Origin of the sequence: Phenylobacterium haematophilum (assembly GCF_014196295.1) — a bacterium.
GTDB classification, from domain to species: Bacteria; Pseudomonadota; Alphaproteobacteria; order Caulobacterales; family Caulobacteraceae; genus Phenylobacterium; species Phenylobacterium haematophilum.
In genome coordinates this window covers 1-16,438 of record NZ_JACIDK010000012.1, presented here as the reverse complement: position 1 = coordinate 16,438, position 16,438 = coordinate 1, and the positions used below count along the sequence as shown (strand labels likewise).

The 16,438-nt window shown below is 68.6% G+C and carries 14 protein-coding genes; 6 read left to right on the top strand and 8 right to left on the bottom strand.

Annotation, left to right across the window (positions count from 1 at the left end; all coding sequences use genetic code 11):
• The first annotated feature begins 66 nt into the window (after positions 1-66).
• Entirely contained in the window at positions 67-537 is a 471-nt protein-coding gene (locus tag GGQ61_RS20900) for an Hpt domain-containing protein (RefSeq protein ID WP_183777004.1), read from the top strand.
• 3 nt (positions 538-540) lie between these two features.
• On the opposite strand, the gene GGQ61_RS20895 is transcribed toward GGQ61_RS20900, so the two are convergent.
• Entirely contained in the window at positions 541-1,323 is a 783-nt protein-coding gene (locus GGQ61_RS20895; RefSeq protein ID WP_425501027.1) for an NUDIX hydrolase, read from the bottom strand.
• Between the two features lie 46 nt (positions 1,324-1,369).
• Positions 1,370-2,533 carry a SpbR family protein gene (gene spbR / locus GGQ61_RS20890; protein WP_183777002.1) on the bottom strand — a complete coding sequence of 388 codons (1,164 nt, stop codon included), beginning with the start codon at positions 2,531-2,533 and terminating at the stop codon, positions 1,370-1,372.
• A gap of 160 nt (positions 2,534-2,693) precedes the next feature.
• Here spbR and GGQ61_RS20885 point away from each other — a divergent pair, with 160 nt between their 5' ends.
• Both GGQ61_RS20885 and GGQ61_RS20880 read left to right on the top strand, forming a co-directional pair.
• The gene (locus tag GGQ61_RS20885; RefSeq protein WP_183777001.1) at positions 2,694-4,499 is read left to right on the top strand and encodes a hybrid sensor histidine kinase/response regulator; all 1,806 of its coding nucleotides are present in this window, start codon (positions 2,694-2,696) and stop codon (positions 4,497-4,499) included.
• A gap of 90 nt (positions 4,500-4,589) precedes the next feature.
• On the top strand, positions 4,590-5,786 hold the full coding sequence (locus GGQ61_RS20880; protein WP_343056245.1) for a CaiB/BaiF CoA transferase family protein: 1,197 nt from the start codon (positions 4,590-4,592) through the stop codon (positions 5,784-5,786).
• On the opposite strand, the gene GGQ61_RS20875 is transcribed toward GGQ61_RS20880, so the two are convergent.
• Entirely contained in the window at positions 5,783-6,607 is an 825-nt protein-coding gene (locus tag GGQ61_RS20875; RefSeq protein ID WP_183777000.1) for a transglycosylase SLT domain-containing protein, read from the bottom strand. The two genes, GGQ61_RS20880 and GGQ61_RS20875, sit on opposite strands and share 4 nt — an antisense overlap.
• A gap of 119 nt (positions 6,608-6,726) precedes the next feature.
• Here GGQ61_RS20875 and GGQ61_RS20870 point away from each other — a divergent pair, with 119 nt between their 5' ends.
• Positions 6,727-7,548, top strand: coding sequence for an aldo/keto reductase (locus GGQ61_RS20870; RefSeq protein WP_183776999.1), 822 nt, complete (start codon positions 6,727-6,729; stop codon positions 7,546-7,548).
• A 130-nt stretch (positions 7,549-7,678) separates the two neighbouring features.
• Positions 7,679-8,359 (top strand): energy transducer TonB, encoded by a 681-nt coding sequence (locus GGQ61_RS20865; protein ID WP_183776998.1) that lies wholly within the window; start codon positions 7,679-7,681, stop codon positions 8,357-8,359.
• A gap of 16 nt (positions 8,360-8,375) precedes the next feature.
• Here GGQ61_RS20865 and GGQ61_RS20860 read toward each other — a convergent pair whose 3' ends face one another.
• The 3 genes from GGQ61_RS20860 to GGQ61_RS20850 all read right to left on the bottom strand — a co-directional run bounded on the left by GGQ61_RS20860 (position 8,376) and on the right by GGQ61_RS20850 (position 11,419).
• Positions 8,376-9,545, bottom strand: a complete 1,170-nt coding sequence (locus tag GGQ61_RS20860) for an acyl-CoA dehydrogenase family protein (RefSeq protein WP_183776997.1) — start codon at positions 9,543-9,545, stop codon at positions 8,376-8,378.
• A gap of 10 nt (positions 9,546-9,555) precedes the next feature.
• Entirely contained in the window at positions 9,556-10,593 is a 1,038-nt protein-coding gene (locus GGQ61_RS20855; RefSeq protein ID WP_183776996.1) for an NAD(P)/FAD-dependent oxidoreductase, read from the bottom strand.
• Positions 10,594-10,828: 235 nt separating this feature from the next.
• Positions 10,829-11,419: a TetR/AcrR family transcriptional regulator gene (locus GGQ61_RS20850; protein ID WP_183776995.1), complete on the bottom strand. Its 591-nt coding sequence runs from the start codon at positions 11,417-11,419 to the stop codon at positions 10,829-10,831.
• Positions 11,420-11,621: 202 nt separating this feature from the next.
• On the opposite strand from GGQ61_RS20850, the gene GGQ61_RS20845 reads away from it, so the two are divergent.
• Entirely contained in the window at positions 11,622-13,079 is a 1,458-nt protein-coding gene (locus GGQ61_RS20845; protein ID WP_183776994.1) for a flavin-containing monooxygenase, read from the top strand.
• A gap of 63 nt (positions 13,080-13,142) precedes the next feature.
• Here GGQ61_RS20845 and GGQ61_RS20840 read toward each other — a convergent pair whose 3' ends face one another.
• Together GGQ61_RS20840 and GGQ61_RS20835 are read right to left on the bottom strand one after the other, a co-directional pair.
• Positions 13,143-15,560 carry an ATP-binding protein gene (locus GGQ61_RS20840; RefSeq protein WP_183776993.1) on the bottom strand — a complete coding sequence of 806 codons (2,418 nt, stop codon included), beginning with the start codon at positions 15,558-15,560 and terminating at the stop codon, positions 13,143-13,145.
• 93 nt (positions 15,561-15,653) lie between these two features.
• A complete protein-coding gene (locus GGQ61_RS20835) occupies positions 15,654-16,358 on the bottom strand; it encodes a LysR substrate-binding domain-containing protein (RefSeq protein ID WP_281372769.1) in 705 nt (234 codons plus the stop codon).
• Between the last annotated feature and the right edge of the window lie 80 nt (positions 16,359-16,438).

Here is a 16,438-nt window from a genome sequence, read left to right as displayed (position 1 = left end):
TTCCCGGCTCATCCGTTGTTAACGCCTGTCCTCTAGGGTGGCGCACGTTGTCCTAGGAGGCGCGTAGTGAGCCAGCAGAACCCGGTCATCCAACCCCCCAGCCTTCGTCTGAAGGTCGGCGGTCGGTTCGGCGCGATCGATCCGAGCGCCATCGCCAAGGCCGAAGCGGCCCTGAAGAGCCTGTCCGGCAACTTCGCCCAGTGGCTTTCGGAAGAGGTCATCAAGCTCGACGCCGCGCGCCAGCTCGTCCACGACGACGGCGTCACCGCCGAGACCATGGAGACGCTCTACCTGCGCGCCCATGACCTCAAAGGCCTGGGCGCCACCTATGAGTTCCCCCTGATCACCCGCATCGGCGCCTCGCTGTGCCGACTGATCGACGACAAGGACAAGCGTCTGACCGTCTCGCTGCCGCTCGTCGACGCTCACATCGACGCCATCAAGGCCGCGGTCCGCGACAGCATCAAGACCGACGACCATCCCGTCGGCCGCATCCTGATTGAGGAGTTGGAACGCAAGGTCGCCGCGGCGGCCTAAGCGCTACATCACGTTCGCCAGCGGCTCCTCGACCACGCCGTAGCCGGCGTCCGGCGGCAACACCAGCACCTTGCCGCCCGGGCGGTCTTGGATCTGCGGCTCGACCGTCACGAGGCTCCGCCCCTTGGCCCGCGCCACGCAGTCCTCGGCGCTCGAGGCCTCGGCCAGCAGCTGCACGTTCATGCGGGTCGGGAAGATCACCTTGCGCTCGCCGGCCTGAGCCAGCCGCAACACCTCGCTCGGCGCGATCCACTCGGCGTCCACCGTCTCGCGCCCGTCGCAGGCGGCCACTTGGTCGTCCGGCGCATCCACCACATAGAACCAGGTGTCGAACCGCTTCGGAGTGAGCGGCGGCGTGATCCAGCGCGCGAAAATCGTTAACGCGTTCAAGTCGATGACGATGTCTCGCTCACGCACGACATCAAGAAACGCCAACTCCCCGCGATCCACCTTCAGCCGCACGTCCAGCGGCGCGGCTTCCCCGCCGATCGGCGCGCCATCGGCCCGCCGGCCGAGCAGCACGCCGGCCTCCTCGAACACCTCGCGGATGGCCGCGATGCGCAGCCCGCGCTGTTCGGCGTCGAAATCCCCCCAGCCCAGCGCCCGCTCGGCCCAGGCGTCGTCATGGTCGCCGGCGTGGCTCTTGCCGCCTGGAAACACCAGCGCTCCGGACGCAAAATCGATCTGGTGATGGCGTTTGACCATCAGCACTTCGAACGTCGGCGCGTCACGCAGCAGCAGAATCGTCGCGGCCGGCTTGATGTCTGGCGATGTCATGGACGCCAGCTTGAGAGGCTCGCCCCCGGCGTGCAAGTGTGACCCTAGGGCAGCCTCAGGCGCTGGCCTGGCGTGCGTGCGCGTCGGCGCGATACGCCGCCCGGGCGTCCGCCGAGAGCTTGTCCATCTTGTCGAGCAGGTAGTCGGAATCCTCGCGGCTGGCGATGTCGACCTGGGTCAGGAAGCGCTGCAGCATCCGCTCCTGGAAGCGTTCGCGATCGCGCGCGCCGCCGTCGAACTCCATCGAGTGATAGGTGTCGACGCCAGCCCGGAACGCGCCGTAGAGCCGCGCCGGCAGTCCAGCCCTGTCGTAGATCGCCTTCAGCCCCAGCGGCCCGGCGTCATGGATCATCAGCCAAGTCCGGTGATGCGGCACGCTGGCCAGTTCGGCCAGCCCCCATTCCAGGAAGGTCATGTGCCCCTGGGCCAGGGCCCGCAGCAACAGCGATGCCGTCAACCGGTCGTGCTGGCGCAGATGACTGACAAAGGCCTTTACGTCGCTCGTGCGGCCCGCCTGGTCGACGAGGTCCACCGTCGCGCGCTCCTGAGCGCCCATGGCGATCTCGAGCGCCAGTTCGGCCGAGATTTCGTGCCGGTTCAGCAGGCGATCGCGCACCTGCTCGCCGACCAGCCCGACCAGCTTTTCGGTGACCGCCAACGGCAGGGCGTCGCGATAGACCATCGCCGCTAACACCCGTTCAGAGCGCTCGAAGCGGGTCACCGCAGCGTCCAGCGTCTCGTCGGCGAACTCGGCGTTGTCGTTGGCGCAGGCGGCCTCGACCGCCTCCTCCTCGCCATGCTCGACGATCGCCCTGGTCACAGCCTTCGACACCTGTGGCCGCTTGGCCACCACCACCTGTCGCAGCGGCCCGCCGATCCGCACGATCTCAACCAGGTCGGCGTCCGTGAACACCGGCGAGGCGCCCAGGATCGGCACGCAGATCCGCTCCACGTCCTGCGCCAGCTGCACGGCCACGTCATGAGGCACAAGCGGCGAACTCTTTAAGGTGACCGACAACGCCTCGCGCACCATCTCGGCGGCGTCATGCGCCATCACCCGCAGGATTTCCTGGGCGTGCGCGCGATCTTCGTCGCTAAGCACCGCCACGTCGAGCCGGCGGCAGATTTTGCGGGCTGCAAAAGCGCGCTCGTCCGGCGTCGCGCCCTTAATCAGCGTGCGGATGTCTTCGTCCGTCAGCGCCGCCCGCGTCGTCGCCATAACCCTGCCCCCGATGGAGGCCTTGGCCCCCGCCAAAAGGATAATCTAAGGTTAAGCTTAACGAACTGTTGCCCGCCTGGCTGTGGATTTACCCTGCCCCGTAACTGATCGCGAACCCTGCGGCGATATGGTTTCCACCTGTCGCCGAGGAACCTGATCCATGCTGGTCGAGACCGATAAAACCAAGACCCGAGGCGGGTCATCGGTCACCCAGCAGGCCCTCGAAACCCAGACATCCCTTCTGCCCTACGCCCTGGCCGTGTTCGCGGTCAGCCTGCCGCTGCTGGTGTGGGCCGGCTCCTATGCCAGCAACGCAGTCTGGATGACCGGCACCTTCGCGATCTTCGCCATCGCCTGGGGCGTGTTCTACGCCGCCGTGAATTGGCTGAAAGAGCCGCAGGCGCTTAACGACCTGCGCAAACGCGGGCAGATTCATATCTTCTGCGGCCTGATCTGGGCCGCCGCCGTGGCCCAGATGGCCGCGTTCGGCGACGGCGCCGGGCCGGTTCGCGGCGAACTGATGCTCATCTCGGTGGCCGCCGCCGTCATCGTGATCTTCTTCACCGCGCCGTGGCTGCCCAGCCTGTTGATCGTAGGCTCGGCCACCGCCGCCGGACCGCTCTACTTTCTTCTGCGCGATCCGGCCGACCGCACGATGGCGAACCTGGCCTGGGGCGGGATCGCCCTCGCCCTGGCGCTGGCGCTGATCCTCAACCGCATCCTGCGCCGCCAGTTCGCGCTGGCCGCAGAGCGCGAAGTCCTGATCGAAGACCGCGACCTGCGCATGGACCAGGCCCGCCAGCTCGCCCAGTCGAAATCCGACCTCGTCGCGACCCTCAGCCACGAGATCCGCAACGGCCTGACCGGCGTGGCCCACGTGCTCGCCTCGGCCGTTGGCCAAAATGGTCGCAGCGCGCCGTCGCGCGAGCAGCTGTCGGCGGCCCTCGACGCCGCCAACGATTTGATCTCGGTGCTCAACACCACGCTCGATTCCGAGACCGCGGAGGCCGGCCGCCTGGAAGTCGACACCCACGCCTTCGACGCGGTGGCTCTGATCCGCGATCTGGTGATCCTCAACCGTCCCAACGCCGCAGCCCGCGGTCTGGAACTGTCGCTGCACGTCGCCTCCGACCTCGCGGGAATGGAGAGCGGCGCCACCGTCGCCGACGCTCACCGCGCCCGCCAGATCCTCGCCAACCTGCTCGGCAACGCCCTGAAATTCACGGTCCGTGGCCGCGTCGAGGCCCGCGTCGAGCTCGCCGGCCCCGGACGCCTCTCGATCGAGATCGCCGACACCGGCCCGGGCTTGGCCAAGGAAGAGCTCGAACAGGCTTTCGAGCCATTCAATCGCATCGCCCGCACCAGCGCCGGCACCTCGGGCGCCGGGCTCGGCCTCTCGCTCTCGCGCCAGCTCGCCCGCCTGATGGGGGGCGAGCTGTCGGCCCACAGCGCCGTCGGCGTCGGCTCCTGCTTCCGCCTTGAGCTGCCGTTCGACGCCAGCGCCCTGCCTGAGCGCGAGCTGGAAGCGCCGGTTGAGCTGGCCGCCGTCCTGCCCGAGGCCCGCCAAAGGATGCGCGTGCTCATCGCCGAGGACGACGCCCTCAATGCCGCCATGCTTCGCGCAGTGATCGAGCAACTCGGCCACCAGGTCGTCCACGCCGTCGACGGTCAGCGGGCCCTCGACCTGGCGCGGGTCTGCGAGTTCGACCTGCTGATGATCGACGGCCGCATGCCCAACCTCGACGGGCCCGCAGCGATCTCCGCGATCCGCGAGCTTCAGGGCCACAATGCCGGGACGCCGATCGTCGCAGTCATCGGCGGCGACGCCGACGAGGCGCAGGAATGCTCGCAGGCCGGCGCCGACGTCGTGTTGCGCAAGCCGGTCAGCGTCGCGGCGGTGGCCCGCGCCGTGGCCGACGCCGTCTCCATAGACCGCGTCTCACAACCCGCACGGTCCGTCGCCTAGCGCGTCGAGCGCTCCGGGGTGACGCCTGGGCGCCCCTTGAGACTGAGCCCGCCCCCCGCCAAGATGCCCCCAACAACAAGGGAGGCGCGCGTGCTGCTGCAGGGTCTGAAGGTCGTCGAGTTCGCCTCCTATATCGCCGCCCCCGGCGCCGCCGGCATTCTCGCCGACTGGGGCGCGGAGGTGATCAAGGTCGAGCGCCCCGAGGGCGACCCGATGCGCCACGTGTTCGGCGACGCCAAGAGCGACATTTCGGGCAATCCGACCTTCGGCCTCGACAACCGCGGCAAGCGCGCCGTGGTGCTGGACATCTCCAAGCCCGAGGGGCGGGACGCGCTCGCACGTCTGGCCGCCCAGGCCGACGTCTTCTTGACCAATGTCCGTCCCGCCGCCCTCAAGCGCGCCGGCCTCGACGAGGCCACGCTGCGGGAGAGCAATCCGCGGCTGATTTACACCATGGTCACCGGCTACGGCTTGGAAGGCCCCGACGCGGCCAAGCCGGGCTTCGACGTCACCGCCTTCTGGTCGCGCGCGGGCGTCGCCCACATGCACGCGCCCAAGGGCACAGATCCGTTCATCCTTCGCACCGGCGTCGGCGACCACATGACCTCGCTGGCCACCGTTTCGGCAATCCTGGCGGCGGTCGTCGAGCGCCAGCGCACCGGCGTCGGACGCGTCGTCCAGACCTCGCTGCTGGCCACGGGCATCTACGCCGTCAGCTCGGACCTCGCCGTCCAGCTGGCGTTCGGCAAGCTCGCCTCCAACCGTCCGCGCAGCGCGCCGTTCGACCCGCTGGCCAACTTCTACCGCAGCCGCGACGGCCACTGGTTCGTGCTCAACCCCCGCGGGGCCAGCAACGACTGGCAGCTGCTCTGCAAGACCTTCGATCGGCCTGATCTCCCGACCGACGAACGCTTCGCCTCCGGCCGCGTGCGCCGCCAGAACAGCGCCGCGCTGGTCGAGCAGTTCGACGCCGCCTTCAGCCAGCTCGACTTCGAGGAGATCGCCCGCCGCCTCGACGCAGCCGACCTGGTCTGGGCGCCTGTGCAGACGCCTGCTGAGGTCGCCGCCGATCCGCAGGCCGCGGCCGCCGGGGCCTTCATCGATCTGGAGGATGGTCAGGGCGGGACCTATCGCTCGCCCGCCGCGCCGGCCCGCTTCCCGGGAGCAGATCTCGACCGCCGCCCGCCGGCTCCGGGCTTGGGACAGCACACCCGCGAGGTCCTCGCCGAGCTCGGCTATTCCGGTGCGCAGATCGACGCCATGCTCAGCGCCGGCGCTGCAGCCTAGCTGGCCTTGTCGCGGGCCTCGGACAGCACCCGCAGCATTTCGCTGGTGAACAGCGACCCGGTCATCCGCTGGCCGGCGCTGGCGTCGTCGTCGGACTTGGTCCCGCGCAGGATCAGGTCGACCATCGCGTCCTGGCTCGCCTGCAGCTGCTGCTGACGCGCCGAGGCGTACTGCACGAAATTGGTGTCGGGCGCGGCCTGGCGCGGGCTGGTCGGGGCCGGGCCGTGCGCGCCCTTGGTCAGGTTCGCATAGACTTCGGACACCGTCGCCGGGCGGCCGTCGCGATAGAAGATCGAGCGGTTGGCGCCGGCCGCATCGGGAAACATGGCCGCCGCGCTCGCGCCCGGCTGCGTGCGCACCGCCTCGATCAACCGCGCTGAGCCCTGCGGCCCCAGGAAATGCGCGGCGTAGAGTTCGCCGGCGGTCGGCGCGCGACCGACCCTGCCCTTCAGGTAGGAGGCGTGATCGGAGGTCAGTTCCCCGGCCATCAGCGAGGCCGCGTGCGGATCCATTCGTAGGTCCATCACCGCCTTGCGCGCCTCGGCCCCCGCCACCCGATAGCGGCCGTCCGCCCCCTTGGAGATCAGCTCCGAATAGCGGGCGTAGCCGTATTTGGCCCCGTGCTGCTTGAGAGTAGCCAGCCAGGTCTGCTCGACGAACTGGAACAGGCCGGCCGCCGACGACGTCGGGGCCTTGGCGCGTGGGTTGTAACCGCTCTCGCGAGCGGCGGTCTTCATAAGGAACGTGAAGTCGACGCCAGTGGCGTTCGAGGCGCGCTGGATCGCGGCCTCCACAACTCCTCTGATTCCCTCGATCGCCATGGGGCCAGATGTGCCCCGACATGGTTAACGCGCCGCTAACCATGTTCTTTGGCCGGGAGCGCTTGTGTCAGGCCATGCGGCTCCCGATCTTGCGCTTCCCATCTTCGCGAGGACCGCCGATGACCCAGCCGCTGCTCACCTTCAACGACGGGGCGGCCCTGCCCCAACTCGGTCTTGGCGTTTGGCAGGTGCCCGACGACGAAGCGGCCGTCATCGTCCAGGCCGCGGTGGACGCTGGCTACCGCCACGTCGACACCGCCGCCATCTACCAGAACGAAAAGGGCGTAGGCGAAGGCCTCAAGCGCGCCGCGGCCGGCGGCGAGGTGGCGCTGACCACCAAGCTATGGAACGAGAGCCAGGGCTACGACCGCGCCCTCAAGGCGTTTGACAAGTCGCTCCAGCGCCTCGGCCGCGACAGCGTCGACCTCTACCTGATCCACTGGCCCTGCCCGACCCAGGACCTCTATGTCGAAAGCTGGAAGGCGCTGGTCCGCCTGAAGGAAGAAGGCCGCACGAAGTCGATCGGCGTCTCAAACTTCACCGCCGACAATCTGCGCCGCATCGTCGGCGAGACCGGCGTCGCGCCGGCCGTCAACCAGATCGAGCTGCACCCCCGCTTCCAGCAGGCCGCCCTGCGCACCGCCCACCAGGAACTGGGCGTCGTCACCGAGTGCTGGAGCCCGCTCGGCCAGGGCAAGGTCCTGGAGGATCCGGTGATCGGCAAGATCGCCGCCAAGCACGGCAAGACCCCGGCCCAGACGATCATTCGCTGGCACCTCGACAGCGGCTTCTTGGTGATCCCGAAGTCGGCCAATCCCGGCCGCCTGCGTCAGAACTTCGACGTCTTCGACTTCGCCCTCGACGCCGAGGACATGGCCGCTTTCGCCACCCTCGACAGCCCGGACGGCCGCATCGGTCCGGACCCTCTGAAGTTCGGCTGACGCGGGCTGCAGCGGGGCGGCGCCACTTGGTCACCGCCCCGCCACCGTTGCGCTTCTCCACGGCCAAGCTTCGGTCACGATCGCGGCGCGACCCTTTGTTTCAGCGACGAAAAACAAAGGGAGGTCGCCAATGGTCATCCGTCAGTTCATGCCGGTCGTGCTCGGCCCGTCGAAGCCTCGTTCCGGCCGATCTCCGGCCGTTACGGCGGCCATCGCCCTGTCAGTCATCGTCCACGGCGGCCTGGCCGCCTATCTCGCCGTCAAGACCTGGACGCCGCCCGAGCCGGAAGCTCTGCCGGAAGGTCCGATCATCAACGTCCAGACCTGGACGCCGCCGCCGCCGCCCAAGCCGATGGCGACACAACCCGAGCGCGCCGCCTCGCCGCGTCCGCCGGTGACCCTCGACCTGCCCTTCACGACGCCGGCTCCGATCCCGATGCCCCCGACCCCGGCGCCCCCGCCGACCGAACCGGTCACGACCCTCGCCCCGCCGTCGCCGCCGACGCCCGCCCCCGCCGTGATCGTGGCTCCAAACTGGCTCAAGCGACCCGGGGCTTCCGAATTCGCCCGCTTCTATCCGGACTCCGCCCAGCGGCGCGGCGTGGGCGGAACGGCGACGATCTCCTGCCAGGTGAGCGCCGCCGGCTCGCTTAGTGGCTGTTCAGTGGTCCGCGAAAGTCCGGCCGACGAAGGCTTCGGGCGCGCGGCTCTCAAGCTCGCCCCCTACTTCCGGATGAGTCCGATGACCCGCGACGGCCAGCCGGTCGAAGGCGGCACGGTGCAGATCCCGATCCGCTTCAACCTCGGCTGATCAGGCCTCGGCCTGCTCAGTAGCTCTTGGGCAGGCCGAGCACCCGCTCGGCGATGTAGTTCATCACCATTTCCCGGCTGATCGGCGCGATGCGGGCGATCATCGCCTCGCGGAAGTAGCGCTCGACGTCGAACTCCTTGGCGTAGCCCATGCCGCCATGGACCAGCACCGCGGCCTCGCAGGCATGGAAGCCCGCCTCGCCGCCCAAATACTTGGCGGCGTTGGCCTCGGCCCCGCACTCGCGGCCGGCATCGAACAGCGCCGCGGCCTTGAACGCCATCAGGTTGGCGGCCTCCAACTCGGCCCAGGACTTGGCCAGCGGATGGGCGACGCCCTGGTTCTGGCCGATCGGCCGGCCGAACACGACCCGCTCCTTGGCGTAGGTCGCCGCCCGCGCCAGCGCCGCGCGGCCCAGCCCCACGGCCTCGGCCGCGAACAGGACCCGTTCGGGATTGAGGCCGTCGAGCAGGTAGTAGAACCCGCGTCCCTCCTCGCCGATCAGGTCGCCGGCCGGAACCTCCAGATTGTCGATGAAGACGCTGTTCGACTCGACCGCCTTGCGGCCCATCTTGGGGATCACGGTGGCGCTGATCTTCGCCCGGTCGAAGTCGGTGTAGAACAGGCTGAGGCCCTCGGTCGCCTTGTTCACCTGATCCTTGGGCGTGGTCCGCGCGATGATCAGCATCTTGTTGGCGCGCTGGGCCATGGTGGTCCAGACCTTGCGACCCGAGATGACATAGCCGTCGTTGGTGCGTGTCGCCCGCGTGGTCAGGCTGGTGGTGTCGAGGCCGGAATCCGGCTCGGTGATGCCGATGCAGATCTTGTCCTCGCCCGACATCAACCGCGGTATCGCCCGGTTCCTGAGATCCTCGCTGCCATACCTGACGATAGGCATGGGTCCGAATATGTTCAGGTGCATGGCGCTGGCGCCGGAAAAGCCCGCGCCGGACTGCGTCACCGCCTGCATAACCAGCGCCGCCTCGATCAGCCCCAGGCCCGCCCCGCCCAGCTCGGCCGGCATCGCCGTCCCCAGCCAGCCGCCCGCGGCCATCGCGGCCACGAATTCCTCAGGGAAGTCGCCGGTTTCGTCTGTCCTGCGCCAGTAGTCGGCGTCGAACTGAGCGCACAGCCGGCTTACGCTTTCGACGATGGCTTCCTGTTCCTCGTTCAACCAGAAGCCGCTCATCGATCTCTCCCTACTTCGCCGACGCGTCGAACCTCGCCGGACTCATGGCTTCGGCAAAGGGACCAGCTTCCCCTTCCGTCACGCAAGCCACGATCAGCCGGGCGACCAGCGGCGCCAGCAGCCATCCGTTGCGCCGCGCGCCCACCGCCAGCAGCACGTCCTGATGCCGGCCGCGCCCGACCATCGGCAGGCCGTCGGGCGTCGCCCCGCGCACCCCGGTCTCGGCCTCGAAGCGGGCGCCGGCCAGATGCGGGAACAGCCGAACGCCCGCCGCCTTCAGCGGCTCGACCTTGGCCGGCTCCACCGCCCTGTCGCCCAGGCCCGCCTCCATCGTCGCCCCGATCGTCAGCCCGCCCGGCGCGCCGGTGACATAGGCCCCCTGCCCGCGCACCACCACGCCGCGATAAGCCCGCTCTCGGGTGCGCAGGATATGCCCCTTGATGGGAGACAGGTGCGCCAGCTCGGGCGCCACAACCGCCAAGTCGTGGCCGGCCCCGGTGGCGATCACTAGCCGTTCGCCGCCCTCGAAGCCGCTCGCCGCCTGCTGGCGAAACTCCACGCCAACATCGACCGCCGCCCGCCGCAGCGCCGCCAGCGCCGTGCCCGCCTCGATCCGCCAGTCCTCGCGGACCAGCAGCCCGCGCCGCCAGCTCTCGTCAAGGTCGGGGGCCATGTCCGCCAGCCCCCCACGCTCCAGGTCGGTCGGATGCAGGCCAAGGCCACGCAGCGAGGCGTCGATGCGCGCCAAAAAATCCTCGTCGCCGACCGCCACGGCCCCGGCCCGGTCGGCGGTCACGCCGATGCGCGCCTCCAGCGCCGGCCACAGGTTGCGGGCCGCCATCAGCAGCGGAAAGTGCGCGGTGGCGCTAGCGTCGAGGACGGCCTCGAACGCCGGCGCCAGCATCCCCGCGGCAACGCCCGAGGCGTTGTCGCTCGGCTGGGTGGGATCGAACACGGTGACGCGCGCCCCTGCGTCCGCCAGCGCCAGGGCGGTGGTCAGGCCCAGCGCGCCGGCCCCGGCCACGGTGATCTTGGGGCCATTGCTCATGGGCCTAACGAGCGGGCTTCGCGTCCAAAATCAAGTCCCGGGCGACGCGCCGCGCCGATAGCGCCGCAGACCGAGGTGGAACAGGCCCGCCGCCAAGGCGCCGTAGCCCAGCGCCGAGCCGACCACGCAGCATCTCGCCGGCGCCAGCACCCGCATGCCGCCAGCAGGATCGTGTAGGCCGCGACCTTCACCAGCCCTTGGTGGATCGATCCGGGGTAGCTTTCGCGCAGCGCAACTAACGTGGACGGAACAGCGCCTCGAGGCCTTGGATCACGTCCTCCATCAGCGGCGACTCCCCGTTCCCGTCCGCCTGGGTCAGCGAGGCCGCTCCATGGCCGCAAGCCCAGACCGCCAGCGCGACCTTGTGGATGATGGCCGGATCGACGCCCTGCTGGCTGGGCGCGCCGGCGATCACCTCTTCCAGTACGGCGAAGGCGCTGTCGCGGGCCTCCGCCACATCGCCTTCGGCGATCAGCGTCGCGTCGAACATCAGCTCGTAGAGCGCCGGCTGGGCTCGGGCGAAGTCGAAATAGGCCAACGCCGTCGTGCGGATCGGCGTCGTCTCGGCATGGGCCCCGGCTTCGCGCAGGCTCGCTTCCAGTTCGCGGAAACCCATCGCCGCCAAGCCGGCCAGCAGCGCGGCCTTGGAAGCATAGTGGTGATAGACGGAGCCCGCAGCGATCCCCGCGCGGCCCGCAAGCGCCCGCAGGTTCAGCTCCGAGCGGCCGCCGGCCTCCAGCAGCGCGCGCGCTTCGTCCAGCAGCAGCGTGCGCAGGTTGCCGACGTGGTACGGACGGCGGCGGACGCCTTGATCGGTCCAGGCCATCACGCCGCTCCCGTACCGGCGTAAGAAGTCGAATGCGCGCTGGCGCGGCGTGGCATGGCGTTCTCCCTATCCAAACGATGTTCTCAAGCCCGTCCCGGCTTGTCGAGGCCGCGGTTGGCGTGCGGGCGACAAAGTGAGCGTTGATCACCCAGCCGCCCCCCGCTAGCGTCACGCATACAAGAATTTTCGTGGGGAGTAGACGATGTCCGCCGACGTGAAGGTCGCGGTTCTGGGCGCTGGCTTCGCCGGACTCTGCATGGGCCTGCGGCTCAAGGCGCAGGGCGAGTCGTCATTCCTAATCCTCGAAAAGGCGGATCGGGTCGGCGGCACATGGCGGGAAAACGTCTATCCGGGCGCCGGCTGCGACATCCCCAGCCATCTCTATTCCTACTCCTTTGCGCCGAACCCCGATTGGCCCGAAGTCTACTCCGCCCAACCCGACATTCTCGGCTACATCGAGGGCGTGGTTGACCGCCACCGGTTGGCCCCGCACATCCGGTTTGGCGCCGAGGTGACGGGCGCGGCGTGGAATGAGGCCGCCGGCCTCTGGTCGATCGCACTTGCCGACGGCTCGAGCCTGACGGCTGACGCCTTCGTCACCGCCTGGGGCCAGCTCAATCGCCCGAAGCTGCCGCCGATCGAGGGGCGCGACAGCTTTGCGGGCCCGGCCTTCCATTCTGCGCGCTGGGACGCCGCGGTCGATCTGGCCGGCAAGCGGGTGGCGGTGATCGGCAATGGCGCGAGCGCCATCCAGTTCGTGCCGGAAGTGGCCAAGGTCGCCGGCCGGCTGACTCTCTTCCAGCGCTCGCCGAACTGGATCGTGCCGCGAATGAACCGGCCCTACAGCCACGAGGAGAAGGCCCAATTCCGCGCCCGGCCAGAGCTTATGCAAATGGTTCGGCACGAGATCTTCCACATGGCCGAGGACCGCTTGATCGCCAGACGCAACGGGACCGCGCCGGTCGAAGAGGTTCCGATCCCGCTCGCCCACCTGCACGCCCAGGTCGCCGATCCGGAGTTGCGCGCCAAGCTGACGCCGGACTACGAGGTCGGCTGCAAGCGGGTGCTGATCTCCAATGATTTCTACCCGGCCCTGACCCGCCCGAACGTCGAACTGGTCGTCGACGCCATCGCCCGCATGACGCCGCAGGGCGTCGTCGACGCCACCGGCCGCCTTCACGAGGCCGACGTGGTGATCTACGCCACCGGCTTCGAGACCAAGTCGTTCGCCGGCGAGACGGCGATCAGCGGGCTCGGCGGCGTCACCCTGGCCCAGGCGTGGAAATCGGGCCCCGAGGCCTATCTCGGCATCACAGTCGCCGGCTTTCCCATTCTTTTCATGCTTTACGGACCGAACACGAACCTCGGCCACAACTCGATCATCTACATGATCGAGGCTCAGGTCGGCTATGTGCTGGAAGCCCTGGCGCAGGCTCGCCCGCTTGCCGTCCGCCCCGCGGCGCAGAGCGCCTACAACGAGCAGATCCAGGCCGAGCTCGCCCGCACCCCGTGGGCTGGAAGCTGCACCAGCTGGTACAAGACCCCAGAAGGCAAGATCCTCAACAACTGGCCAGGCTCGGCCCAGGCCTACGCCGAGGCGGTCGGCCGTTTCGACGCGGCCGCCTACGAACCCGCCCGCGCCGCCGAGCCGGCCGAATAGGTCAGCCGAAGACGACGTCGGCCGCGCTTAACGCCGACTTGGCCCCGCCAGCCGCGTAACTGGTCAGGCCGCGCGGACCGCCGCGGCGTCGTCCAGCACCCTCTGCAGGGCCTCGAACAGCCGGCCCACCTCGATCGGCTTGGGGACGAACCCGTCCATGCCGGCGGCCATGTACTCGGCGACCTGATGGGCCATGGCGTTGGCGGTCAGGGCGATGATCGGGGTTCGCTCGCGCCCCTCCAGGGCCTCGCGGCCGCGGATCAGGGCGCAGGCGCTCGGTCCGTCCATGACCGGCATCTGCACATCCATCAGGATTACGTCCCACTCGCCGCTTTCCCAGGCCCGCACCGCTTCCACGCCGTTCTCGACGATGTGGGGATCGACGCCGATCTGATGCAGCAGAGTCTTCAGGACCAGTTGATTTACAGTGTTGTCCTCGGCAGCCAGCACCCGCAGTGCCGAACAGGCGCAGGATTCTATCTGCTGGGCCTCTGCGCTCGGCGGCGTCGGCAGCGCTGCGCTGGCCCCCACCCATATCAGCGGCAGCGTCACCAGGAAGGTCGTTCCCGCCCCGACCTCGCTGCGCGCCTCGATGGCCCCGCCCATCAGCCCGGCCAGCTCGCGGCAGATGGCTAGGCCCAGGCCCGTGCCGCCATAGCGACGGGTGGTCGAGGCGTCAGCCTGCTCGAACTTCTGGAACAACGCCGTCAGGCGATGCGCCGGAATGCCGATCCCAGTGTCGGATACACTGAGCCGCAAGCCCTCGGCGTCTCGATCGACGGTGACCCGCACCTCCCCCTGCTCGGTGAACTTCAGAGCGTTGGAGACGAGATTGTAGAGGATCTGGCGCACGCGGGTGGAATCCCCGCGATAGACGCCCAGCGCCGCCGGCTCGATGCTCAGGGCGAATGACAGGCCCTTTTTGTTGGCGATGGCCGTGAACGCAGCATGCGCCCCACGCGCCAGGGCGGCGACGTCGAAGTCCGCCTCCTCCAGCTCCAGTTTGCCGGCCTCGATCTTCGATAGATCGAGCACGTCGTTGAGGATCGCCAGCAGCGTCTCGCCCGACTGGCGGATCACGTCCAGCCGCTCGCGCTGTATCTCCGACAGCCCATTCTCGGCGGCCATCGCCTGGGCCATGCCCAGCACCCCGTTGAGCGGCGTGCGAATCTCATGGCTCATGGTCGCCAGGAAGGTCGACTTGGCTCGGTTCGCGGCCTCCGCGTCTTCCTTGGCCTGGACCAGTGCGCGCTCGGCGGCCTTGCGTTCGCTGATATTCTGAAGCGCCCCGATCACCCGCAGCGGCCGGCCGCGCTCGTCCGAGATCAGCCGTGTCGAACCCATCGCCCAGACCTCACGGTCGTCGTGGCGGACGAGCCGGTACTCGGGGCTGTAGGGTTCTCCGGTGCGCAGGTGCTCGCGCCACGCCTCTTCGACACGCACTCGGTCGCGCGGGTCGATGGTGCCGAAGATGTCGCGATGTAGTTCGTCGTAGGTCTTCGGCTCGGTGAAGAAGGTGTCCTCGGCGCCGGCCTTGATCAGCTCGCGGCGCTGGTAATCCATCTCGAAGACGTGGATGTCGGCGATCTCCATCGCCAGCATCAGCCGTTGCTCGGAGCGCTCGGTCGCCTCCAGCGCCTCGACCATATCGGTGATGTCGTAGCTCGCGATGATAAGCCCCCCGACTCCGCCGTCGGCCGCGTACCACGGCGCCAGCTCGGCCCGATGCCAGCGAACCGCGCCGCTAGGCTCTATCACCTGGAGACGGTCGGCCTTGATGCTCTCGCCGCAAAGCACGCGGTCGTAGGCTTCCTGCCAGCGCACATAAATGTGCGGAGCCAGTTCCTGGACGGTGCGGCCGTACACGATCTGCTGGTGAAGTTCGAGCGTGCGGATCCAGCGCGGGCTGGCCCCGATCACCCGCATCTCGCGGTCGGTCAGCACCAGGGCGACCGGCATCGCCTCGACGATCGCGGCCAGAGTCGATTGCATCGCGTCGCGCTCTCGGCGGCTCTGCTCGCGGGCACGGCTGGCCTGGGCGCGCACCCATTCGTCGGCGACGAATTCGGCCAGATCACCGAGCCGCCCGGCCAGGGCGCTGTCGAAGGTGCGCGGGGAGTCGCCGAACACCGCCAGCACGCCGGGCGTCGAGCCGTCGGCCAACCGGATCGGAACGCCGACATAGGATCTCAGATAAGGCGGACCGACGACGGACGGGCTGTCGGCAAAGCGAGGATCAAGGTGCGCGTCTTCGATCCACAGCAGCTCGCCGCTGGCCTGCACCAGTTCGGCGGCCTTGTCGCGCTGACGCACGATTTTGGAGTCAGGGTCGCGGCTGCGCCAGACCTCGCCGTCCCTCAGGAAGATGATCTGCGCTTCGAGCGCGCAGAACATGGTTTTGGCGAGCCGCGTGGCGCGGTCGCACACAGCCTGGGAGATCTCCAGGCCAAACGGACGCGACTCGGCCGTGCCGTCCGCCATGCTGATCCCCCCGTTTCATTTTTGATATCAGCGGGATGAGCGTGAGCGACTAAAGTTAAGGCTCGATTGAAGAGGTTGTGGCGAGAGCGGTGCTCAACCGCGCGCGGTCGCCGCCGGCCAAGCCCAGTCGCGAAACTCACGCGGATGGATGAACTCGGGGCGGAACCAGGGGCGTTCGCGGGCGTCGAAGATCGAGCCCAGCCATTCGGCGACCCGCGCTACGCGCCCGGTCTTGGCCGCCTCGCGGTGATGGCAGAGCCAGACCGTGGAACTGGCCAGCGGAGGGATGTCCAGCATCACCAGGTCCGGCGCCACCGCCACGATCGCGGTCGGAATGGCCCCGATGCCTGCGCCGCGCTGAATGGCGTGCAGCATCACAGTCGATGAATTAACGACCATCGCCGGCTCGGCGAGCTCCATGAATGCGGAGGTTTTCGCCCCCCAGCGCCCACGTTTGCTGACCTGGGCGGAGTGATAGATGAACCTGTGGCCCACCGCCGCCTCGATCCGCGTGGGGGCCCCATACGTGTCGAGATACTCACGCGAAGCGAACAGCGCATAATGCAGCGTCGCCAGGGGAGAAGCGGTCAATTCCGGCACGCCGCTGGCGTCCATAAGCTGAATCGAGAGGTCGACCTGACTGTCGACAGGGTTCTCAGGATAGAATCCGCAGTCCAGGCCAAGCTTGATGCTGGGGTTCTCGCGGACGAAATCGGCGACCTCCAGGCCGGTCACGTAGCCGCCGATGCCCTCGGGCATGGCCACCGTCACCTCCCCCGCGTCGCAGGGGAATCGCATATGGCGGTGGAGTCGAAATTTTAGTTCGAAGCGGACTCTGCAGGCGTCTCCTTGGTGTGAGGAGGCGGCGGATTGGAGAG

Coding starts and splice junctions, on each gene's coding strand:
- GGQ61_RS20875 (WP_183777000.1), bottom strand. CDS start 6,607: ATGGCGATCGAGGGAATCAGAGGAGTTGTGGAGGCCGCGATCCAGCGC.
- GGQ61_RS20835 (WP_281372769.1), bottom strand. CDS start 16,358: ATGCGATTCCCCTGCGACGCGGGGGAGGTGACGGTGGCCATGCCCGAG.
- GGQ61_RS20845 (WP_183776994.1), top strand. CDS start 11,622: ATGTCCGCCGACGTGAAGGTCGCGGTTCTGGGCGCTGGCTTCGCCGGA.
- GGQ61_RS20855 (WP_183776996.1), bottom strand. CDS start 10,593: ATGAGCAATGGCCCCAAGATCACCGTGGCCGGGGCCGGCGCGCTGGGC.
- GGQ61_RS20850 (WP_183776995.1), bottom strand. CDS start 11,419: ATGGCCTGGACCGATCAAGGCGTCCGCCGCCGTCCGTACCACGTCGGC.
- GGQ61_RS20865 (WP_183776998.1), top strand. CDS start 7,679: ATGGTCATCCGTCAGTTCATGCCGGTCGTGCTCGGCCCGTCGAAGCCT.
- spbR (WP_183777002.1), bottom strand. CDS start 2,533: ATGGCGACGACGCGGGCGGCGCTGACGGACGAAGACATCCGCACGCTG.
- GGQ61_RS20885 (WP_183777001.1), top strand. CDS start 2,694: ATGCTGGTCGAGACCGATAAAACCAAGACCCGAGGCGGGTCATCGGTC.
- GGQ61_RS20860 (WP_183776997.1), bottom strand. CDS start 9,545: ATGAGCGGCTTCTGGTTGAACGAGGAACAGGAAGCCATCGTCGAAAGC.
- GGQ61_RS20870 (WP_183776999.1), top strand. CDS start 6,727: ATGACCCAGCCGCTGCTCACCTTCAACGACGGGGCGGCCCTGCCCCAA.
- GGQ61_RS20840 (WP_183776993.1), bottom strand. CDS start 15,560: ATGGCGGACGGCACGGCCGAGTCGCGTCCGTTTGGCCTGGAGATCTCC.